Origin of the sequence: Mesorhizobium sp. ZC-5, assembly GCF_025753855.1 — a bacterium.
Classification (GTDB): Bacteria; Pseudomonadota; Alphaproteobacteria; order Rhizobiales; family Rhizobiaceae; genus Neomesorhizobium.
Map to the genome: position 1 here is coordinate 1 of NZ_JAOWPT010000015.1, position 17,400 is coordinate 17,400.

Annotated in this window: 14 protein-coding genes; 7 read left to right on the forward strand and 7 right to left on the reverse strand. The window is 59.7% G+C overall.

Annotated elements, in window-relative coordinates; genetic code table 11:
* The 5 genes from OHD58_RS26450 to OHD58_RS26470 all read right to left on the reverse strand — a co-directional run.
* On the reverse strand, window positions 1-680 hold a 680-nt coding region (locus tag OHD58_RS26450; protein ID WP_412177302.1), incomplete at its 3' end, for an alpha/beta hydrolase.
* A gap of 219 nt (window positions 681-899) precedes the next feature.
* On the reverse strand, window positions 900-2,402 hold the full coding sequence (locus tag OHD58_RS26455) for a DUF1254 domain-containing protein (protein ID WP_263806624.1): 1,503 nt from the start codon (window positions 2,400-2,402) through the stop codon (window positions 900-902).
* A gap of 155 nt (window positions 2,403-2,557) precedes the next feature.
* Window positions 2,558-3,574, reverse strand: a complete 1,017-nt coding sequence (locus tag OHD58_RS26460) for a HupE/UreJ family protein (protein ID WP_263806625.1) — start codon at window positions 3,572-3,574, stop codon at window positions 2,558-2,560.
* Window positions 3,571-4,425: a peptidylprolyl isomerase gene (locus tag OHD58_RS26465; RefSeq protein WP_263806626.1), complete on the reverse strand. Its 855-nt coding sequence runs from the start codon at window positions 4,423-4,425 to the stop codon at window positions 3,571-3,573. The genes OHD58_RS26460 and OHD58_RS26465 overlap by 4 nt, the downstream gene beginning before the upstream one ends.
* A 13-nt stretch (window positions 4,426-4,438) precedes the next feature.
* A complete protein-coding gene (locus OHD58_RS26470; RefSeq protein ID WP_263806627.1) occupies window positions 4,439-6,430 on the reverse strand; it encodes a DUF3604 domain-containing protein in 1,992 nt (663 codons plus the stop codon).
* Window positions 6,431-6,654: 224 nt separating this feature from the next.
* Here OHD58_RS26470 and OHD58_RS26475 point away from each other — a divergent pair, with 224 nt between their 5' ends.
* Window positions 6,655-7,662, forward strand: coding sequence for a helix-turn-helix domain-containing protein (locus OHD58_RS26475; RefSeq protein WP_263806628.1), 1,008 nt, complete (start codon window positions 6,655-6,657; stop codon window positions 7,660-7,662).
* 195 nt (window positions 7,663-7,857) lie between these two features.
* On the opposite strand, the gene chrA is transcribed toward OHD58_RS26475, so the two are convergent.
* Window positions 7,858-9,093, reverse strand: a complete 1,236-nt coding sequence (chrA, locus tag OHD58_RS26480; protein WP_263806629.1) for a chromate efflux transporter — start codon at window positions 9,091-9,093, stop codon at window positions 7,858-7,860.
* A gap of 156 nt (window positions 9,094-9,249) precedes the next feature.
* A complete protein-coding gene (locus tag OHD58_RS26485) occupies window positions 9,250-10,140 on the reverse strand; it encodes a hypothetical protein (protein ID WP_263806630.1) in 891 nt (296 codons plus the stop codon).
* Between the two features lie 332 nt (window positions 10,141-10,472).
* On the opposite strand from OHD58_RS26485, the gene OHD58_RS26490 reads away from it, so the two are divergent.
* From OHD58_RS26490 to pstA, 6 genes are all read left to right on the forward strand, one after another.
* Window positions 10,473-11,195 (forward strand): response regulator, encoded by a 723-nt coding sequence (locus OHD58_RS26490; protein WP_263806631.1) that lies wholly within the window; start codon window positions 10,473-10,475, stop codon window positions 11,193-11,195.
* Complete coding sequence (locus tag OHD58_RS26495; protein ID WP_263806632.1) at window positions 11,192-12,532, forward strand: ATP-binding protein; 1,341 nt, start codon at window positions 11,192-11,194, stop codon at window positions 12,530-12,532. Before OHD58_RS26490 ends, OHD58_RS26495 begins: the two co-directional genes overlap by 4 nt.
* 126 nt (window positions 12,533-12,658) lie before the next feature.
* Window positions 12,659-13,042 carry a VOC family protein gene (locus OHD58_RS26500; RefSeq protein WP_263806633.1) on the forward strand — a complete coding sequence of 128 codons (384 nt, stop codon included), beginning with the start codon at window positions 12,659-12,661 and terminating at the stop codon, window positions 13,040-13,042.
* A gap of 248 nt (window positions 13,043-13,290) precedes the next feature.
* Entirely contained in the window at window positions 13,291-14,295 is a 1,005-nt protein-coding gene (locus OHD58_RS26505) for a PstS family phosphate ABC transporter substrate-binding protein (protein ID WP_263806634.1), read from the forward strand.
* 103 nt (window positions 14,296-14,398) lie between these two features.
* The gene (gene pstC / locus OHD58_RS26510; RefSeq protein ID WP_263806635.1) at window positions 14,399-15,787 is read left to right on the forward strand and encodes a phosphate ABC transporter permease subunit PstC; all 1,389 of its coding nucleotides are present in this window, start codon (window positions 14,399-14,401) and stop codon (window positions 15,785-15,787) included.
* Window positions 15,780-17,396, forward strand: coding sequence for a phosphate ABC transporter permease PstA (pstA, locus tag OHD58_RS26515; RefSeq protein WP_263806636.1), 1,617 nt, complete (start codon window positions 15,780-15,782; stop codon window positions 17,394-17,396). Before pstC ends, pstA begins: the two co-directional genes overlap by 8 nt.
* Window positions 17,397-17,400: the final 4 nt, after the last annotated feature.

Below are 17,400 nucleotides of genomic sequence, written 5' to 3' on the forward strand. Positions count from 1 at the left end.
CCGCCATTGCGGATGGCCATCTGGCGAAGCGCCTCCAGCGCCAGCCAGTTCCCCATCGAATGGGCGAGGATGGAAACTTCCTCTATCTCTGGATCGCGCCCCAGATATTGAAACAGCGTTTCCAGCGCATTGCGCGTGTAGTTAGTGCTTTCCCTGTCATATCCATAGGCAAACGTGCTGCCACGCGAAGGCCACGTGACCAGGATGGGAACGCTGTCGGTTCCAGCATCATTGGCAATTTGCGCAAATCGGAAGACCGAGTCCTCGAACCGGTTGTTGAAGCCGTGGATAAAGACAAGAACGCTGCGATCGGGACTCTTTTTGACAGAGGCGCTGAGCCATCCCTTCGCAGCCTCCGAGGTGAGGTCCGCGCTTCTGAGGACCGCGAAATCGGTAGCCGGATTGGGGGGAAGTTTCTTTGGCCAAGCTACCTCACCAACCTTGCGGACATTGTTTGGTGGAATTGACACCGTCATGTCGGCAAATGCCGGAGCAAGTCCGCGTTCGCCTGTAAACATCTCACCTGGATTGGCCGAGCGGCCACGGGTCGTTGCAACCAGCATCTCCACCCTGCTGGAGGATGGAGAAGTGTCGGCTACCGGCAGGAGAACATCCTTCGGACGACCGGCGCAACCAGACAGGACAATGGAAAGGATCGAGGCTAGCAGAACGCCGTGAATACGCCCGGCGAAGGAAAACGATGTCGCTCGCGCTAAGCGGCCGCTACTGGTGCTCACTGCTTTTCCTTCTGCCCAATATGAACGCGCGGACTCGAACGCGAGCAAGGCATCAAATCGATGTGGTCCATCCTTCCTCCCTGGCCTTGTTTTTGAATTGCCATGGACGTGCGCCTCCCGAATCGACACTTCAGCGCGCTCCGTCCTAGCCGCATAGATTTGTCACTTCACCACCTCGACGTCCGGTAGCTTCCAGGATCCGTCGTACAACCCTTCCTTGGGTGTGTAGAACCGCATCATTGGGTAGAAGCCTTTTCCGGGGACAGTCTCGATCCAGTTGGCCTCAAGACCTGCGGGGGCGCTTCCGGCGGGCCCGAAATAAAGGTCGATCGAGCCGTCCGCCTTGGTCTTGAGCTTGTCGAGACCCGAGCGGGCCGAGTCGTTGCCCGGGTTCTTGATCATGGAGCGGGTCGCAGTATCGTAGAGCGTCAGCGACCAGAACTGCTCGGCCGGTGCGTTGGCGGGCACATGCAGACGATACGACTTTCCGCCGTCGAAACGGTTCCCGTCCTTGTCCTTGAACGCCTGAATGTAGTTTCCGCCGGGACCGGCCTTCATCACGCCCAGCGCGGGCGTCGTATAGATCGCGCCGTAGGTGTAGTGCAGCCGTTCATCGATCTGGCCGTACGTATCGGTCTGCTGAACGGGATTCACCTGGAAAATCCAGTGCCACTTCGTTCCGGGGAACGGCTCGACTCCGAGACCTTCACCGACCTGGTGAAATCGGTCGGGTCCTTCGAACAGCATCACGCGGCCGATGGCATCGCCCATCCGCGCAGCCTCTTCAAGGATGGCCTTTTGCCGGGCGTCCGGCTTGAACTCCTTGCCCTTCTCGATGCCCAATGGCTTGAGCATGGCCAGGTAAAACAGGTCACGTTCCTGGACAGGGTTGTTGTTGATATATCTCGCAAGGCGCTCCCAGAACGCCATCCCCTCGGGCGGGAGCGTGTCCGAGCCTTTCTCCGACATGGAGAAGAATGTGTTCGGCTTGGGATTGCTGCTTTCGCTCAGCGGATAGACCTTGACCTGCTTGACGTTGGCGACGGCGGCGTCCTTGTTGTCATTCTGAACGATGCCGCGAATCATGATGTTGTGGTTGTTGGACGTTGCCCGAACTACGAAATACCCAGCTTGCGGGACGTCGCCTTCGAAGTTGGGCGGGACGAGGAGAAATTTCCCGCCCTTGCCTCCGTCAGGTCCGGGCAAGCCGACATCGGTGAGCGATCTCTGCCAGAAGTCGTCGATGATTCCGACGATAGCACCCGGCGGGATCTCGACGACGAGAGGTCCTGTCTTTCCAAGGTCCACGTTGGTCAGCCCGTATATAGTGGTGTCATTGGCGGTGAGCCAGACGGCCTTCGAGTTGGCATAATTGTCTGCGATGACGAAGTCGTTGAGATCAGCGCCGAGATCTCGCAGGCTTCCGATGCGGATGGACTCGAACGAAACCGCCGGATAGCCCCACAAATAAGCCTGCACGGCTCGCTGGTAGTCAATTTCATCGAAGACCTTGCGTGCGGTCTCCTCGGTAGGAAAGCCCTGCTCGAACTCGAGAGTGCCGATGCGGGTGTCTACGCTGTCAGGCGTCTGTGCATACGCGCCTGTGAGGCCCAGCGCACCGACAACCGCGGCTGCGACGAGGCCTTTCCTGTAGTTTGTCATCATGGCGTCGTGCCTCCCATGGATCGTGGCTCGTCGTTCATCCCATCCAAATCGAAATCGCCTCGCTTCCAGGTTATCGAACCAAAACTGCAGCGGTGAATAGACCGCGACACTCTGGTTTGCGGGACCGAGCCGGGCGCGCGGCTTTGCGCTTCCCGTCATGCCCAGAACCCGCCGACCCGCTCGATCAGCCAGAAGGATGCGACACCACCGATGCAATAAGCGGCCGCCGCCCGCGCCCAATCGTTCGGCGCGTTCGCTTGCGATCGAAGGACCCCGTTTGAGAGCCTACCCAGAATCCGGAACGCCGCCAGGACAGCCACCGCAAAGGCGAGTTGTCCCAACTCCACACCAATGTTGAAAAACAGCAGCGCGACTGGGATCGCGTGGTGCGGCAGTCCGATTTCGCTCAGCGCCCCGGCGAAGCCGAGGCCATGCAGAAGGCCGAACGCGAAGGCCACAAGCCAGGGCCACCGGGCAGTGAGGCTCATCTGTCCTCGTCGCGATTTCACGATCTCGACGGCAACGAGGACAATGCTCAGTGCGATCGCCGCCTCTACCGGGGGGGCCGGCACATTCAGGTAGCCGAGCGTCGCAGCGCCGAGCGTGATGCTGTGCGCGGCTGTGAACGCAGTGATCGTGACCGCAATTCGTTGCCAGCTTCCAGCGAGCAGGATGAGGGCCAGCACGAAAAGCAGATGGTCGACCCCAAAAAGTATATGCTCGACACCCAGCCAGACATAGGTGGCGGCCACCTGTTGCCAGCCGCTGGCCGCCGGAACCGTCCAGGAAGGACTGGCCGGCGTCAGGCGCGCGGTGCTGACTTCGCCGTTCAGTCTCTGCACACGCACGAGCACATCCGTGCGGCTCTCGGGCAGCCCATCGAACGTAATGGTCTCGCCGGCGAACCCCTTTACCGCATGCACGGACCACCGCTCGATGTAAGCGTCGTTGAGAATGACACCTTCGCGCGGCGTCGGCTCGGTCACGCTCTGGGGCAGCTGCGGATAGACCGCGAGCCTGCGTTCTCCCATTGCTGGCGCTTTCCAGAGCACCGCGTAGACCGAGGGCGCGCTCTCGGTGATGGACAGGTATGCAGGTCTAAGGTCGTGCGCATCAGCGCGCCCGGCGACCAGCGTCAACGCAACCCAAAGAAGGATGAGGAACCGGATCACGGCGCGACCTCGGCTCGCCTCTCCTCAAGTGCTCCAGGAGGGATGGCGTCGATCTTGACGACGTAAGTCGATCGAAGCCGCTGGTACAGCGCCTCGTTGGCGACGACCTTTCGAGCATGCAGCCACTCTCGCCGCGCGGCGTCGCGGACCTCCTCAACGGGAGGTTCGCGTGCGTCGACGCGACCTGTCACGCGGACCAGGTGCGTGCCATAAGCCGAGGTGACCGGACCGCTCCACCCGCCCGGGGCCGACCTGTCGATGCCCATGGCGAAGTCGTCGCCGAATGTCTTGGCAACGGCTGACCTCGACACGTCGCGGAAATCAGTTCCCACCATCAACGGGCTGCCGACGCTCGACGCGTCCACGGTTCCCGCGTTCAAATCCCGCAGCACGTGGTTCAACCGTTCCGCATTCGGGACGCCCGCCGGGAAATAAACCTGCTCGAAGGAGAAGCGAGCCTCGCTGCGGAACCATTCGGGATGCTCCGCGACGAATGCCTTTAATTCCGCCTCGGTTGGCTCGACGTCCGCCGTCATATCCGCGACGAACTCCATCTTCTGCCGTATCCGCCGTCGTATCACCGTATCATCCTTGTCGAGCCCCATCGCCACGCCCTGGCGATAGAGAACCTCGTCGCGGATGTGCTCGTCCACCAGCGCGTCCAGTTCCTTTGCGTTCGGCGGCCGCTGCCAGGTTTGGCTAAAGATTGCAGCAATGCTGCGGATTTGACCGGCGCTGACGATGATTTCATCGGATGCGGGCTCGTCGCCCGCATCCGAGAATTGGTACACGCCGAAAAGGACTGCACCGATGGTGAGAAAGTGCAGAAGAGGTTCCCGCAGGAGCTTCATCTTCGCCTCCCGTTCAACCCGGCGTGTACCAGATAGGCGACGTGTACGCGCGTTCCTGGCCGAACATCGGCACGCCGTCGGGCATCCTGACCCCGAAGCGCACCGCGTCATAGGCGGTCCAGCGCGGCGTCGGTATCTCGAGTACACGGGCGTAATAAACGGCCCGCAGATCTGGATCGAAATCCGGGTCTGTCCAGGTCTTGATCAGTTCAGACGCACCGATGGTATTTGTCCAGGTAGCTGTCGCTACGTCGACGGTGTTGCCGACCGCCGGCAACTTGCCGTCGGCACCGGGTACGCGATCGTCCGACCACACCACGTCGTAAACCTTCTCCTGGCGAGCGCCAGCCGCGTCGACCCAGCCCTTGACGACCTGGATGCGATCCAGGTTGCCTCCAAGCGGGTCCTTCAGCGCTGCTACCAGGAAGGTCGGCGATTTCCCCGCGGGCGCGGCACTGAGGTCGCCACCCATCGGCACTCCCTTGCTGTAGCCTGCGAAGGCTGGACTGCGCGATTGCGCGTCCGCATCGGTGAAATCCCATCCGCCGAAGAAGCGCACGAGCATACGCGGGCCGGTCGTTCCATAGACTTCCTTGCGGCGCAGAGCGTCCCAGAGCGCCTCACGTGTATTATCGGTCGCCCACACGCCGGCGTAACCGGAAGCGACCTGTTGCCAGCCCGTGAGAAATAGGTCGCCATTGCGCATGAATTCGTGTTCAGCGCGATGTGGGCTGGGCTCGGAACCTGAATGCTTGCCGAAGAAGTTATCTTCCTCGGCGGTGGTGAGCGAGGTATGGCTGTCGGTCGAGCCGATCATGCCGAACTTGTACGGATTTACGCCGAGTTTGCCTTCGAGCTGAAGTCCGGTCTGCAAAGCCGTGCGAGCATACTCGGCCTGCAGCATCTCGGGCTTCTTCGCCTCGCTGAGGTTCAGGTTGCCTACGTCCCACAGCTCATACCCGGCGAATTCGTCAGTGGGCGAGAGGTAGGGATGCGCCTCGCCGTCTCCCTTGATCTGCGTCACCTCGTAGAGCGGCTCCCAACGGGCGCGCGTCTCCGCATACTCCGCCGTCAGGGGCTGTCCGGTAGCGGGATTGGTTTCGGTCGGGAACATCCAGCCGTTCGAGAGATTGCCGTTGTGCGAGATGGCCAGCACCCGACCCCCGGTCTTGTCCTCGTAGGCCGCGAGATGCTTCCACAGGTCCTCGGGAGTGGTGCTGCCAGCAGGTGGATAGGTCGTGAACGGAAGGGTCTGCTTCGCCTGCTCCGCGCCGTCGCGATAGATTACGACACGATGGAGATTGTTGCCGGGCGGCACCTGCGAGGTCCATTCGTAGCCGATGAAGGCCGTGAAATGTCCCGGCTCATTGTATTTTTCCGCCGCTGCAATCATCTGATCCCAGGTCGAGCGATAACCGTCGGATCCCGGCAGGAACTCCAGCGCCTTGGGAAAGGTGCCGCGCGAAAAATTGTCGATGATCTCGAGCGCCGCCTTGACGCCGTCCTCGCCGCCTTTTTGCACAAGATCGTACCAGCGCCGGCCGGTGGGGTCTGCGAGCATTTCCGGCTTCCCGGCAAAGAGAGCGGGGAAGAAGCCCATATTGTCAGAATGGTCGGTGATGGCGAGGAAATCCAGCGGCCGCGAGAGCTTCACGCGCTGGCCGCCGGACGCAGTCAGTTCTTCCCCGCGGGCGAAACGGTAGGCTTCCTCGAAGCCGAGACGGGTGCCAAAGGCCCCGGCGTCCATCGACGCGCTGGTGTGAAGATGGGTGTCGCCCCAGAAAACGCGGCTTGGGAAGTTGCGGCCCGCATAAGGCGAATAGCCAGGCGGTTTGCTGGGAAGCACAGTCGCTGGATCGAGGGTACCGATGTCAGTGATCGTCGATTGTGCCGTTGCCGGCGATGCGAGTAGCAGGCACGCGATCGCCACCGTACCGCGCAGCGGCCTCACTTTTCGCCAGCCATGTCCGTTGGCAACAGTCGACTGGTCCGGTGCTCTGCGCATGGATTCCTCCCTCTGTGTGATGTGCATCGCCGTGCCTCCGTCTGATTTGATCAATGCCTTTGCGGCTGAACTGAAGGACCGGGATCGGATCTGACGATACGCCTCACCACGGCGGGCCGCTATCGGAATCCCGCAGCAGCGCGCACCGGCAGACGCTGCGACGATAGCCAGTCCAGATGAGGTCTGGTATTACAGACTGGGATGATCCCGCAGGGGGAATGCCAATGACGGGGCCGGTCGGTCGGGATAGTCGACGTCTGGAGATCCTTGCCTCCGTCCAAGCCCGTTATGCGGACTTCGACATGATGGCTGCGAGTGCGGTCGGCTGGGATCAGAAATACGACCACATCGGCCGGGGGCGCTTCGAAGGCAGCTTGAGCATGGTTGTGCTCAACACGCTGCAGGTTGGGCGGGAACGCTGGAAGCCCGGCATCATGCAGCGCGGCAGCGCGCCGGCGCGCTGCTGGTTCGTCGGCCTTCCGATCGTCGCGGAAGGAACGATTCACGTGCGGGGACGGCAAATTGCGAGCGGTCAACCAGTCCTGGCCGGACCGTGTGACGACATCGCGTTCACAGCAAATGGCCATACCGACTTGGCTCAGGCGGTTATCCCTGTCGACCAGATCGAGCATTGGATGCAGGTACGCAGAGGCACGCCCTGCCTGGACAAGAAATATCTGGATCGGCCTTGGAAGATGCCCGAGCAGGAAATCGTCCGCCGCGGCACCGCCTTGGCGAGACTTCTGCGGTCCCTGCTTAAAGGCACTGACGGCACAATCCTACCGGACACGTTGACAGCCATCGAAGGCCAGATCGTCGATGTTGTCCTCGGCATGGTGCCGTCAACCGATGTCGCGGAACCTCTGCACCGACGCGCTCGTGTCGCGATGAACTTAAGGGACATGCTGCTTGGCCATCTCGAGGTACCCGTCAACGTCAGCGCAATGTGTGAAGCGCTGGGAGTGAGGGAACGCACACTCGCTGTTGCCTGCGTGGAGGCCTTTGGTCGTCCACCCAAAGCCATGCTACTCGAACTGCGCCTCAACGCCGTGCGCCGGGCGCTCACCCATCCTTCCTCCGAGCGAACGGTTACAACCGTGGCCTCACGGTTTGGCTTCTGGCACTTCGGTGAGTTCTCCAGCGAGTACAAGCGGCAGTTTGGCGAACTGCCTTCGGTTACCCTCGCCAAAACTTTTGGGACAAGCCACACCCACGTCGCAAGACTACATTGAATCGAAACCCGCGTTTTTGCTATTCCGCAACATCCGAAACAAGTGAGGAAAGCAGTCGCCTGCCAAGGAGCTGAGATGTCCGCCTCCCGTCGCGTCTAGGCAACTAGACTGCCTCGCCAATGTCGGCTTCGGGACTTCGATGGCCGAAAGCTGCCAGTCTGAAATCGGCCTTGGGGACTTCTCAGAGCGCATGCATCAAATCCACGCCAAGTGAGTGGCCAATCCGGAGACCGTTCCAATGGCTGCTAGCAGGACGACAACTGTCCAAGGAGGTAATTTCCAAACGGTCAGCAGCAGGAAACCAGTAAGTGCCAAAGCGAAATCCACCGGAGCGAGGACGGCGCTCGTCCACACGGGATTGTAGAATGCAGCACCAAGAATGCCGACCACAGCGGCGTTGGCTCCCCGCATGGCTGCTTGCGCCGTCGGGCGAGCACGCACCATGTCCCAGAACGGCAAGACGCCATAAGCGAGAAGCCCGCCGGGCAGAAAAACCGCAATGAGCGCAATCGATGCACCCATAATACCACTCGGGCTCGGCTCCATCACCGCGCCAAGATAGGCGGCGAAGGTGAAGAGTGGACCCGGCACGGCCTGGGTCAGGCCATAGCCTGCCAAAAATGTCTCGTTGGACACCCAACCTGGAGCGACGACCTGGGCTTGCAATAGAGGTAGCAGCACATGGCCGCCTCCAAAGACGAGAGCCCCTGAACGGTAGAAGGCGTCGAACAGCGCGATGGCTTGGTTCCCCGTCACACTCACGAGGACGGGCGGAATTATCAGCAGCGATGCGAACACGATGAGTGCGGTTGCTCCAGCCCGCTTTGTGATGGGGAACTCTAAATGACCTGTGACAGGCCCGCCATTGGACGCGCAAAGCCACAAGCCTGCAATCGCCCCGACCAATATCGCTCCGATCTGGCCGAGCATCCCGCTGGGTGCCACGACTATCGCCACGGCGGCTAGTGCGATTCCGATGCGTTGGCGGTCAGGCGTGAGGTTCTTGGCCATCCCCCATATCGCTTGAGCGACAACGGCAACGGCAACCAACTTGAGGCCATGGATGAAGCCATCGGCAACCGGTCCGGTGAATGCCGAAGCCCCGAGCGCGAAGGCAAACAAGACCAAGGCTGAAGGCATCGTGAAAGCAAGCCAAGCGGCAAAGCCACCCAGGAGGCCATTGCCACGCATTACCCCCAAGGTGAACCCGACCTTGCTGGAGGCGGGTCCCGGAAGAAACTGGGAGAGAGCCACGAGATCAGCGTAAGCGCTTTCGGTGAGCCAACGGCGGCGTACAACGAGTTCATCGCGAAAATAGCCTAGATGCGCGATCGGACCGCCGAAGGAGGTGAGGCCCAACTTGAGAAATGCTGCGAATACCTCTGAGACTGATCCTTTGGTGGTCTCCGAACTTTCCACGTCCACGCTCATTCCATTCTCCCGCACGTGATCGAAATTGAATTCATCGGAGTAAGGCCGAGTTCTGTCACACGAGTGGACTGAGAGATTCCACCCGTGCAACACCGACCCCGCATTTAACTTGAGAGGCCTCTTCGGCCCATCGGGGTAGCTTCGCCCTGGTCGATCTTAATTGCTGGATCCTGAAGAGAGTGACCCGTCAACATTGTTGCGCCCAGCTGGCAGAAACGGCGCGGCGGGAAACTTTTCGGACTTAAAGCCTGCTATCTGGGCCTGGGTTTCCGGCTCCAGCAGGAACTGCACAAATGCCTTGGCACCTTCCACGTTTGCGTCCGGAAAGCGCTCCGGGTTCACGACGTCAGCCACCATCAGTCGCGACATGATCGGGCCGTCAGGCAAAACCATGCTCAACTGAGTATCGCCCGTCTTGCTCTGCCAATCCCTGAACGCGGTAGCCCCCCAAACCGAATAAGCGTTCTTGCTGGCAGCCAGCTCGGCCACCTTGGAGTTTTTCGCATCAAGATCGAGATACCACCCTTTGCGGTCAGGGGAGCCCGCTGCGTGCCAAAGCGTTTCAACAGCATAGTTGTGGGATTCATCGTTATTCGCAATGAACGGCGAGCCGCTTTCGGCGATGCGCCTAAATATCTCGACGGGATCCGTGAGACCTGCCACCTTGGCCGGGTCTCCCTCAGGAATAATAAAACCGTCCCGGCTGAACAGAACGGCCTGGGGCCAAAGCCCGTAGCCCTCTTGTACGAAGGGTTCTACCCCGAGGTGACTATGACCGAAGTGAGACAGAACAACGTCGGCCTTTCCGGCTTTGGCGTCCTCGTAGACGAGTTTTCCGACATTGACTTCAACGCGATAGTTCGTGCGGCTTTCAAAGCTCGCAATCAGTTCATCCAGCAATCCACCATCACGAGGCGTGCGAACAGTCGCGAGACGAACGGTCGTCTTCTCTGGCTGTGCGGTAGCCGTTTGTGCCAGCGCACTTTCGGACGGTAAGCCAGCCGCAAGGATGGCGACTACAAACGCCGAAATGGTGAGTTTTTTCATGACCAGCATTCCTTTATGGTTACTTCATGGGATCTGTCTTCCACCCACGGACAACAGATGCGGTGGGTCAGCTGAACTGTCCGCGCATTGTCGAAATAGCTCTGAATTGTGGTGCCGCCACCGCGTGCGAGTGGCTGAGGCTGCCTAAAGTGTCGCAACTTGTCGCAACGGGAAAATCCGAGACATCTGGTTACAAATTTTCCGCGCGAGCCACAGGCACAAGGATAACTGAGGAACCGATCGGGTTCTAAAACCGGGGCTCCGTCAAGTCAGAGATGTGGAAGAGGACCAGGCATGCGCGAGCCACTGAAACCGATGTTCAGGACGACTTGATGGACCCTGTCCCGCATATCCTCGTCGTCGACGATCACCGCGACATTCGCGAGCCGCTGGCGGCGTTTCTGAAGAAGCAGGAAATGCGCGTCACCACCGCAAGCAATGCCGCAGTCGCTCGCGAGGTCCTCGCCAAGGGTGCGATCGATCTGATCGTGCTCGACATCATGATGCCTGGCGAAGATGGCCTCTCGCTGTGCGCTTACGTCCGCGAGGCGATGGACACGCCGATGATACTCTTGACGGCCAGGGCAGAGACCATTGATCGTATCGTCGGTTTGAAAGTCGGGGCCGACGATTACGTCGTCAAGCCGTTCGAGCCCCTGGAACTGGTGGCGCGGATCAAAAGCGTTCTGCGGCGTTCCAACGCTCTTCCAAGGACACGCGATGCCTCGCCAAATGGGCGCGTCGCCTTCGGAAGCTGGATTTTCGATTTGGGGCGACGTGAGCTCGTCAACGGCCACGGGCTTTCGATACCTCTTAGTGCCGCCGACTTCCGACTGCTGGTCGTTTTGACCCAGCGGGCCGGTATCGTGCTCTCTCGCGATCAGCTCCTTGATCTGACGAGTGGACGGGAACCACAGATGTTCGATCGCAGCATCGACAACCAGATCAGTCGACTTCGCCGGAAGATCGAGCCGGACCCAAAGAAGCCGAGCGTGATACAAACCGTATGGGGGAGAGGATATGTCTTCGCCTCGGAGGTGAAGGACGTCAAATGAGGCGTCTTCTGCCTTCTACCCTGGCCGGACAACTGGGCACGCTTCTCATAATCGGAATCATAGCTGCGCATCTTTTCAGCCTGGCAATTCTTTCGAGTGAGAGCACGGATTTGCTGCGTGCGGCGGACCGCAGCCAGGCCGTCGATCGCATTGGCTCGCTCGTAAAAATCCTTGAACTTACACCCAAGGACCTCCGTGGTGAACTCGTTCAGTCCACGAGCTCGCGCGATCATCAATTTAAAGTCACCTTGCACGTGCAGCCCGACAGCGAAATGAGCGAACCTGAAACACAGCTTGCCCAGGAGATGCGCATGCTGTTGGCTCCCCGAGAGGGTGGCGTAAGCATCAATCTGCTGGAGAACGAGGAACGGCGCTCTTTCGGCTGGGCCTATCTCTATGGAGAGGCCCCGACCGAACTGCATATTTCGGTTCAGTTGAGTGATGGAAGTTGGCTAAGCAGCATATCGGCATTGCAGCCTTCAAATCGAAGGCTGTGGCGGTGGCTTATCCCGATGGCGGCGAGCGGCATTCTGGTTCTCATTGTGGTTGCCATTGTCGTTCATCGGATCACAAGACCACTCAGCGAGCTGGCACATGCGGCGGAACGCATCGGTCGTGGAGAAGACGTCCATCGCCTGAGGGCCAAGGGGCCGGTCGAGGTCCGGGATACGATGACAGCATTCAACATCATGCAGCAGCGTCTCACTCAATTTGTGCGCGATCGGACGCAAATGCTCGCGGCAGTCAGCCACGATATCCGTACGCCGCTTACCTCGTTGAGACTGCGCGTTGAAATGGTAGACGATGGCGAACTGCGGACGGCTATGGTCCGGACAATCGACGAGATGCGCCAAATGATCGAGGCCACGCTCAACTTTGCACGGGACGACGCTAACGATGAAGAAGCTCGATCAGTCGATCTTGTCGCCCTTTTGGAGGCAGCTGCCGATGATCTCGCCGCGAATGGTCACCAGATATCTGTCCCGGTTTCCGACCGGGTGCCGATCCGATGTCATCCGTTGCAGCTGAAGCGGGCTGTCACCAACCTTCTGGACAATGCGCTTCGCTACGGGGGCGGAGCGGAGATCGGCGTAAACGTGGTTGAAGACATCATCATTATCACAATTGATGACAACGGCCCTGGAATTGCCGAGAGCGAGCTGACAGCAGTTTTCGACCCATTTGTGAGACTGGACAACTCCAGAAGTACGGAAACGGGCGGCGTCGGACTGGGACTGGCCACCGCTCGTTCCATAGTGAAGTCCCACGGTGGCGATCTTACCTTGCTCAACAGACCGATCGGTGGCCTGCGAGCTCAAATACGCCTGCCTGTCTAGGTTTTGTTTAAATTCGGCCTCGGGCTGCTGACGAGCATCCAGCGTCGTGACAGTTTGGCGAAGAGTAGCGATCAAGGGGAACGCGGGGTATTCTGCTTCGTCTAGCTCGGTGGTTGTGAGGCCGAAATGTCAGAATCTACTGTCAATATGCGCTACATGGTTGACGACGTCGAAGCCGCCATCGCCTGGTATACGAGCCACCTTGGCTTTTCGCTTTTGTCGAACCATGCACCCGCCTTCGCGGACGTACAGCGCGGAGCGTTGCGGCTATTGCTTAGCGGGCCAACGAGTTCGGCTGGACGGCCGATGGCAGATGGCGAAACGCCCCACCCTGGCGGATGGAACCGCATCCATCTGGTTGTCGACGATCTGTCTGCTGAAGTGGCCCGACTACAGGCCGCTGGGGTCCAGTTTCGCAATGACATTGTCAAAGGTCCCGGCGGCTCTCAGGTCCTGCTGGTCGACCCGTCCGGCAACTTCGTTGAACTGTTTGAGCAAGCGCGTAAATAATTGCCATCTGGTGGCAACCGAACTCCATCGACATGGCGACACAACTCCGCTACGAACCCTTCTCCGGTTGCTGAAACCGAAGGTCATGGCCGACGTTACGCTTCGGCGCGCCATGCTGCCATGTTCGGCCCATCCTGCCTGACATTTATGTGCAACAGAACTGTCATCCAACTGTAACAAACGAGGGCTAAGGACACCTCGGGTGCCTAGTGGGGCGTCCGGAAAAATTCCGAGCAGGAGTAGGCGAAATGAATAAAACTCTTTTGGCGACCACCGTCGCCGCATTTGCGATCGCCGCGTCAACTGGACTTGCGGCTGCGCGCGATCAGATCCAGATCGTCGGTTCTTCGACGGTCTTCCCCTTCACCACCGCTGTCGCCGAGAAGCTCGGCCAGGGCGGCAAGTTCAAGACCCCCGTCGTTGAGTCGACCGGTACGGGCGGCGGCATCAAGCTGTTTTGCTCCGGCGTCGGCGAAAACACCCCCGACTTCACCAATGCCTCGCGCGCCATCAAGGACAGCGAACTTGAAACCTGCAAGGCCAATGGCGCTACGCCGGTCGAGATCAAGGTCGGTTTCGACGGTATCGTGCTTGCGAATTCGAAAGCCGGCACCGTTGTGGATCTGACCAAGGAGCAGATTTTCAAGGCGCTGGCCAAGAACGTTGCCGTCGACGGCAAGGTCGTGCCGAATCCCTACACCAATTGGTCGGATGTCGATGCTTCGTTGCCTGCCACCAAGATCGAAGTGCTCGGCCCGCCCCCGACCTCAGGCACGCGCGACGCTTTCGTTGAACTGGTCATGCTCGAAGCCTGCCAGGACGAAGTTAAGGCTGCCAATGAAAAGGCTTGCCCGGAAATCCGCGAAGACGGCGCTTTCATCGAAGCGGGTGAAAACGACAACCTGATCGTTCAGAAGCTTGAAGCCAACGCCAATGCTTTCGGCGTTTTCGGCTTCTCGTTCCTCGACCAGAATGCCGACAAGCTGCAGGGCCACAAGGTAGATGGCGTCGAGCCGACCTTCGAAAACATCGCGTCCGGCGACTACAAGATTTCGCGCTCGCTGTTCATCTACGCCAAGAAGGAACATGTTGGTGTGATCCCTGGCATCGAAGAGTTCATCGCCGAGTATACGTCGGACGCCGCCTGGGGTCCCGAAGGCTATCTCGCCGACAAGGGCCTGATCCCGCTGCCGGACGCCGAACGAGCCAAGTCGGCCGAGGAAGCCAAGGCTCTCAAGGGCATGGGTTCCTGATCAGAATTTCAATCGGCCCGGGATGTCTCTGTTCCGGGCCGGTTTCCATGCTTTGGTTTGGCCGGTTGGCAGATTTTTTAAGTAGCGATTGCAGGTTTCGGCAATGGTCACCTATCTGGTTTTCGCGCTGATTGCTCTTTTCCTGGCCGCATATTTTGCCGGGCGATCTAAAGCGTTGTCGAGTGTGGGCGGGGAAACCTCCAAACTTCACTCGCTTCCCAGTCAGCACGGCATGTTCCTGGCGCTGGTCAGCGTCGTGCCCGCGCTGCTGGCGCTCGTAGTCTGGTCGCTGATCACGCCCGGCATCGAATCCAATATCGTAAAAAGCAACTTCGCCACCGAACTCGGTGGCCTGGGTATTCCTCAGGTAGAAGCCTTCATACGTGACGCCCGAGCCATCGCCTTCGGTGGCGTGGTGGGCTTCACCGACGCGACCAAGGAGGCGGCTGCCACCTTGTACAAAACGGTCCATGCGAGAAGCGTGTGGGCCATCGTGGCTGTTTGTGCGGTTCTGGCGTTCGCCGGTTTCGTCTGGGGATACGGGAAAATCGCACCGGCGTATCGGGCGCGACACATAGTCGAGCGTATCGTACGGATCTTTCTCATTGCGTGTTCCGCGGTCGCGATCCTGACCACGATTGGCATCGTGCTCTCGCTGATCTTCGAATCGCTTCGGTTCTTCCAGCAGGTGCCAATCCACAAGTTCCTTTTCGGCACGCATTGGAGCCCGCAGAGCGCATTCACCGGCGCTGGAACGCAACAGGGTGCTGTCGACCCGAACATTTTCGGCATGGTTCCGCTTTTTGTCGGAACGCTGTTGATCACTTTCATCGCGATGCTGGTTGCAGCGCCGACCGGTCTCATGGCTGCGATCTATCTTTCGGATTACGCTTCCAAACCGGTTCGCGCCGTCGCTAAGCCAATCCTTGAAATCCTGGCCGGCATTCCGACGGTGGTCTATGGTTTCTTCGCCGCGCTTACCGTAGCGCCCTTCTTTCGTGGCCTCGGCGAAAGCGTCGGACTGGGTGTAGCGTCTGAATCGGCGCTGGCCGCCGGCGTCGTCATGGGCATCATGATCATCCCCTTCGTTTCGTCGCTTTCCGACGATGTCATCAATGCAGTACCTCAGTCTTTGCGTGATGGCTCAGCAGGACTTGGTGCGACGAAGTCGGAGACCATTCGCAAGGTGGTGTTGCCGGCAGCACTTCCTGGCATTGTTTCCGCCATGCTGCTTGCTGTCAGCCGGGCTATCGGCGAGACCATGATCGTCGTGATGGCCGCCGGTCTCGCCGCCAACCTGACAGCAAATCCGCTCGAGGCCGTCACCACTGTCACGGTTCAAATCGTAACCCTGCTGGTCGGCGACCAGGAATTCGACAGCGCCAAGACGCTCGCCGCGTTCGCGCTCGGTCTTGTGCTCTTCTGCATCACACTCGCGCTGAACATCGTCGCGTTGCGCGTCGTCCAGAAATATCGGGAACAATATGACTGATACGACCTCGACGACAATGGGTGCCGCCATCCGGCCCCGAAGCATACATGCCGACGATGCGGCCAAAGCGCGCCTGAAAAAGCGTTACGCGGCGGAGCAGCGGTTCAAGTGGATTGGTGCTGCAGCCATCGCTGTGTCGGCGTTGTTCCTGGTGCTGTTGCTTTCGACGATCGTCACGCAGGCCTGGCCAGCGTTGCGGATGAATTACATGACCTTGCCCGTCGACCTTTCCACTGCAAAGGTCGATCCGGGGGCATTGGGCAGCGTCAACTACGATGCAATCATTCAGGAGGCGCTGGCGGCCAAGATTCCGGATGCGACAAGCCGCCAAGACAGGCGACTGGTGCGTGGAATGATCTCGACCGGCGCTGGGCTTCAGTTGCGCCAGGACATTGCCAGGGACCCTTCGATGCTCGGCAAGACGGTGGATTACGCCGTTCCGGTCGATGACTTCGCCGATCTCTATTTGAAGGGCCTCTTGGCGGCCAAAGGCAGCGTTGTTCCACTCCAGTCGGCGGTTACAGTTTCAGCCGATAGCGGCGATGTGGACCTCGGTTTCGACAAGGGCGACATCCTCACGTTTGCCCACGCCGCCGGTGCCACCGAAGGTGAAAACGGAGTTCTCAACCTCACCAGCGGCGCGGCTTCGCTACTGCTGGAAGTAAACGGCGGCATCATCAAGCTAACCGAGGTCTCTCCTGCCGCGAACGACGGCTCGACTGCCAAAGGTACGGTGATCGTGAGGCCGCAGGGCACAGCCCAGGCGGCGGGCGGCGCAGCCAAGCTGCGGGTCATCGACGCACCGGAGAGTTCGCGGAAGATATCGGACAAGGAAATTGTCTGGCTGGAAGGACTGAAGGGCCAGAATCTCGTCGAAAGCCGTTTCAACACGATCTTCTTCACCGGTGGCGCAAGCCGCGAACCGGAGCTTGCAGGCGTGTGGGGCGCGGTGGTCGGATCCTTTCTGACGATGGTGGTGACGCTTGCCATCGCTTTCCCCATCGGTGTTGCGGCGGCTATTTATCTTGAGGAATTCGCTCCGAAGAACCGCTGGACCAACCTTATCGAAGTAAACATCAACAATCTCGCGGCGGTGCCGTCCATCGTCTTCGGTCTGCTCGGATTGGCCGTTTTCCTGAACTTCTTCGGACTACCCCGTTCCGCACCGGTGGTCGGTGGCATGGTGTTGGCGCTGATGACGATGCCGATCATTATCATCGCCTCGCGCGCCTCCATACGCGCGGTGCCCCCTTCGATTCGTGAAGCAGCACTCGGCATCGGCGCTTCCAAGGTACAGACGGTGTTCCATCACGTTCTGCCGCTGGCGATGCCCGGCATCATGACCGGCACCATCCTCGGCATGGCGCATGCGCTGGGCGAAACCGCGCCGCTGCTGATGATTGGCATGGTGGCATTCATCGTCGACATTCCAGGCGGCTTCACCGACCCTGCAACGATCCTGCCCGTGCAGATTTTCATGTGGGCGGATTTTCCTGAACCTGGCTTCCAGCAGAAAACGTCGGCGGCCATTCTCATCCTGCTCGTGTTCTTGATCATCATGAACGCCATAGCGGTAATCCTGCGCAAACGCTTCGAGCGGCGCTGGTAGCGGA

Bases quoted from the DNA above. Each gene is read 5' to 3' on its own strand.
- OHD58_RS26455 (WP_263806624.1), bottom strand. From the start codon at position 2,402: ATGATGACAAACTACAGGAAAGGCCTCGTCGCAGCCGCGGTTGTCGGT.
- pstA (WP_263806636.1), top strand. From the start codon at position 15,780: ATGACTGATACGACCTCGACGACAATGGGTGCCGCCATCCGGCCCCGA.
- OHD58_RS26490 (WP_263806631.1), top strand. From the start codon at position 10,473: ATGGACCCTGTCCCGCATATCCTCGTCGTCGACGATCACCGCGACATT.
- OHD58_RS26485 (WP_263806630.1), bottom strand. From the start codon at position 10,140: ATGAAAAAACTCACCATTTCGGCGTTTGTAGTCGCCATCCTTGCGGCT.
- OHD58_RS26495 (WP_263806632.1), top strand. From the start codon at position 11,192: ATGAGGCGTCTTCTGCCTTCTACCCTGGCCGGACAACTGGGCACGCTT.
- OHD58_RS26465 (WP_263806626.1), bottom strand. From the start codon at position 4,425: ATGAAGCTCCTGCGGGAACCTCTTCTGCACTTTCTCACCATCGGTGCA.
- pstC (WP_263806635.1), top strand. From the start codon at position 14,399: ATGGTCACCTATCTGGTTTTCGCGCTGATTGCTCTTTTCCTGGCCGCA.
- OHD58_RS26500 (WP_263806633.1), top strand. From the start codon at position 12,659: ATGTCAGAATCTACTGTCAATATGCGCTACATGGTTGACGACGTCGAA.
- chrA (WP_263806629.1), bottom strand. From the start codon at position 9,093: ATGAGCGTGGACGTGGAAAGTTCGGAGACCACCAAAGGATCAGTCTCA.
- OHD58_RS26505 (WP_263806634.1), top strand. From the start codon at position 13,291: ATGAATAAAACTCTTTTGGCGACCACCGTCGCCGCATTTGCGATCGCC.
- OHD58_RS26475 (WP_263806628.1), top strand. From the start codon at position 6,655: ATGACGGGGCCGGTCGGTCGGGATAGTCGACGTCTGGAGATCCTTGCC.
- OHD58_RS26470 (WP_263806627.1), bottom strand. From the start codon at position 6,430: ATGCGCAGAGCACCGGACCAGTCGACTGTTGCCAACGGACATGGCTGG.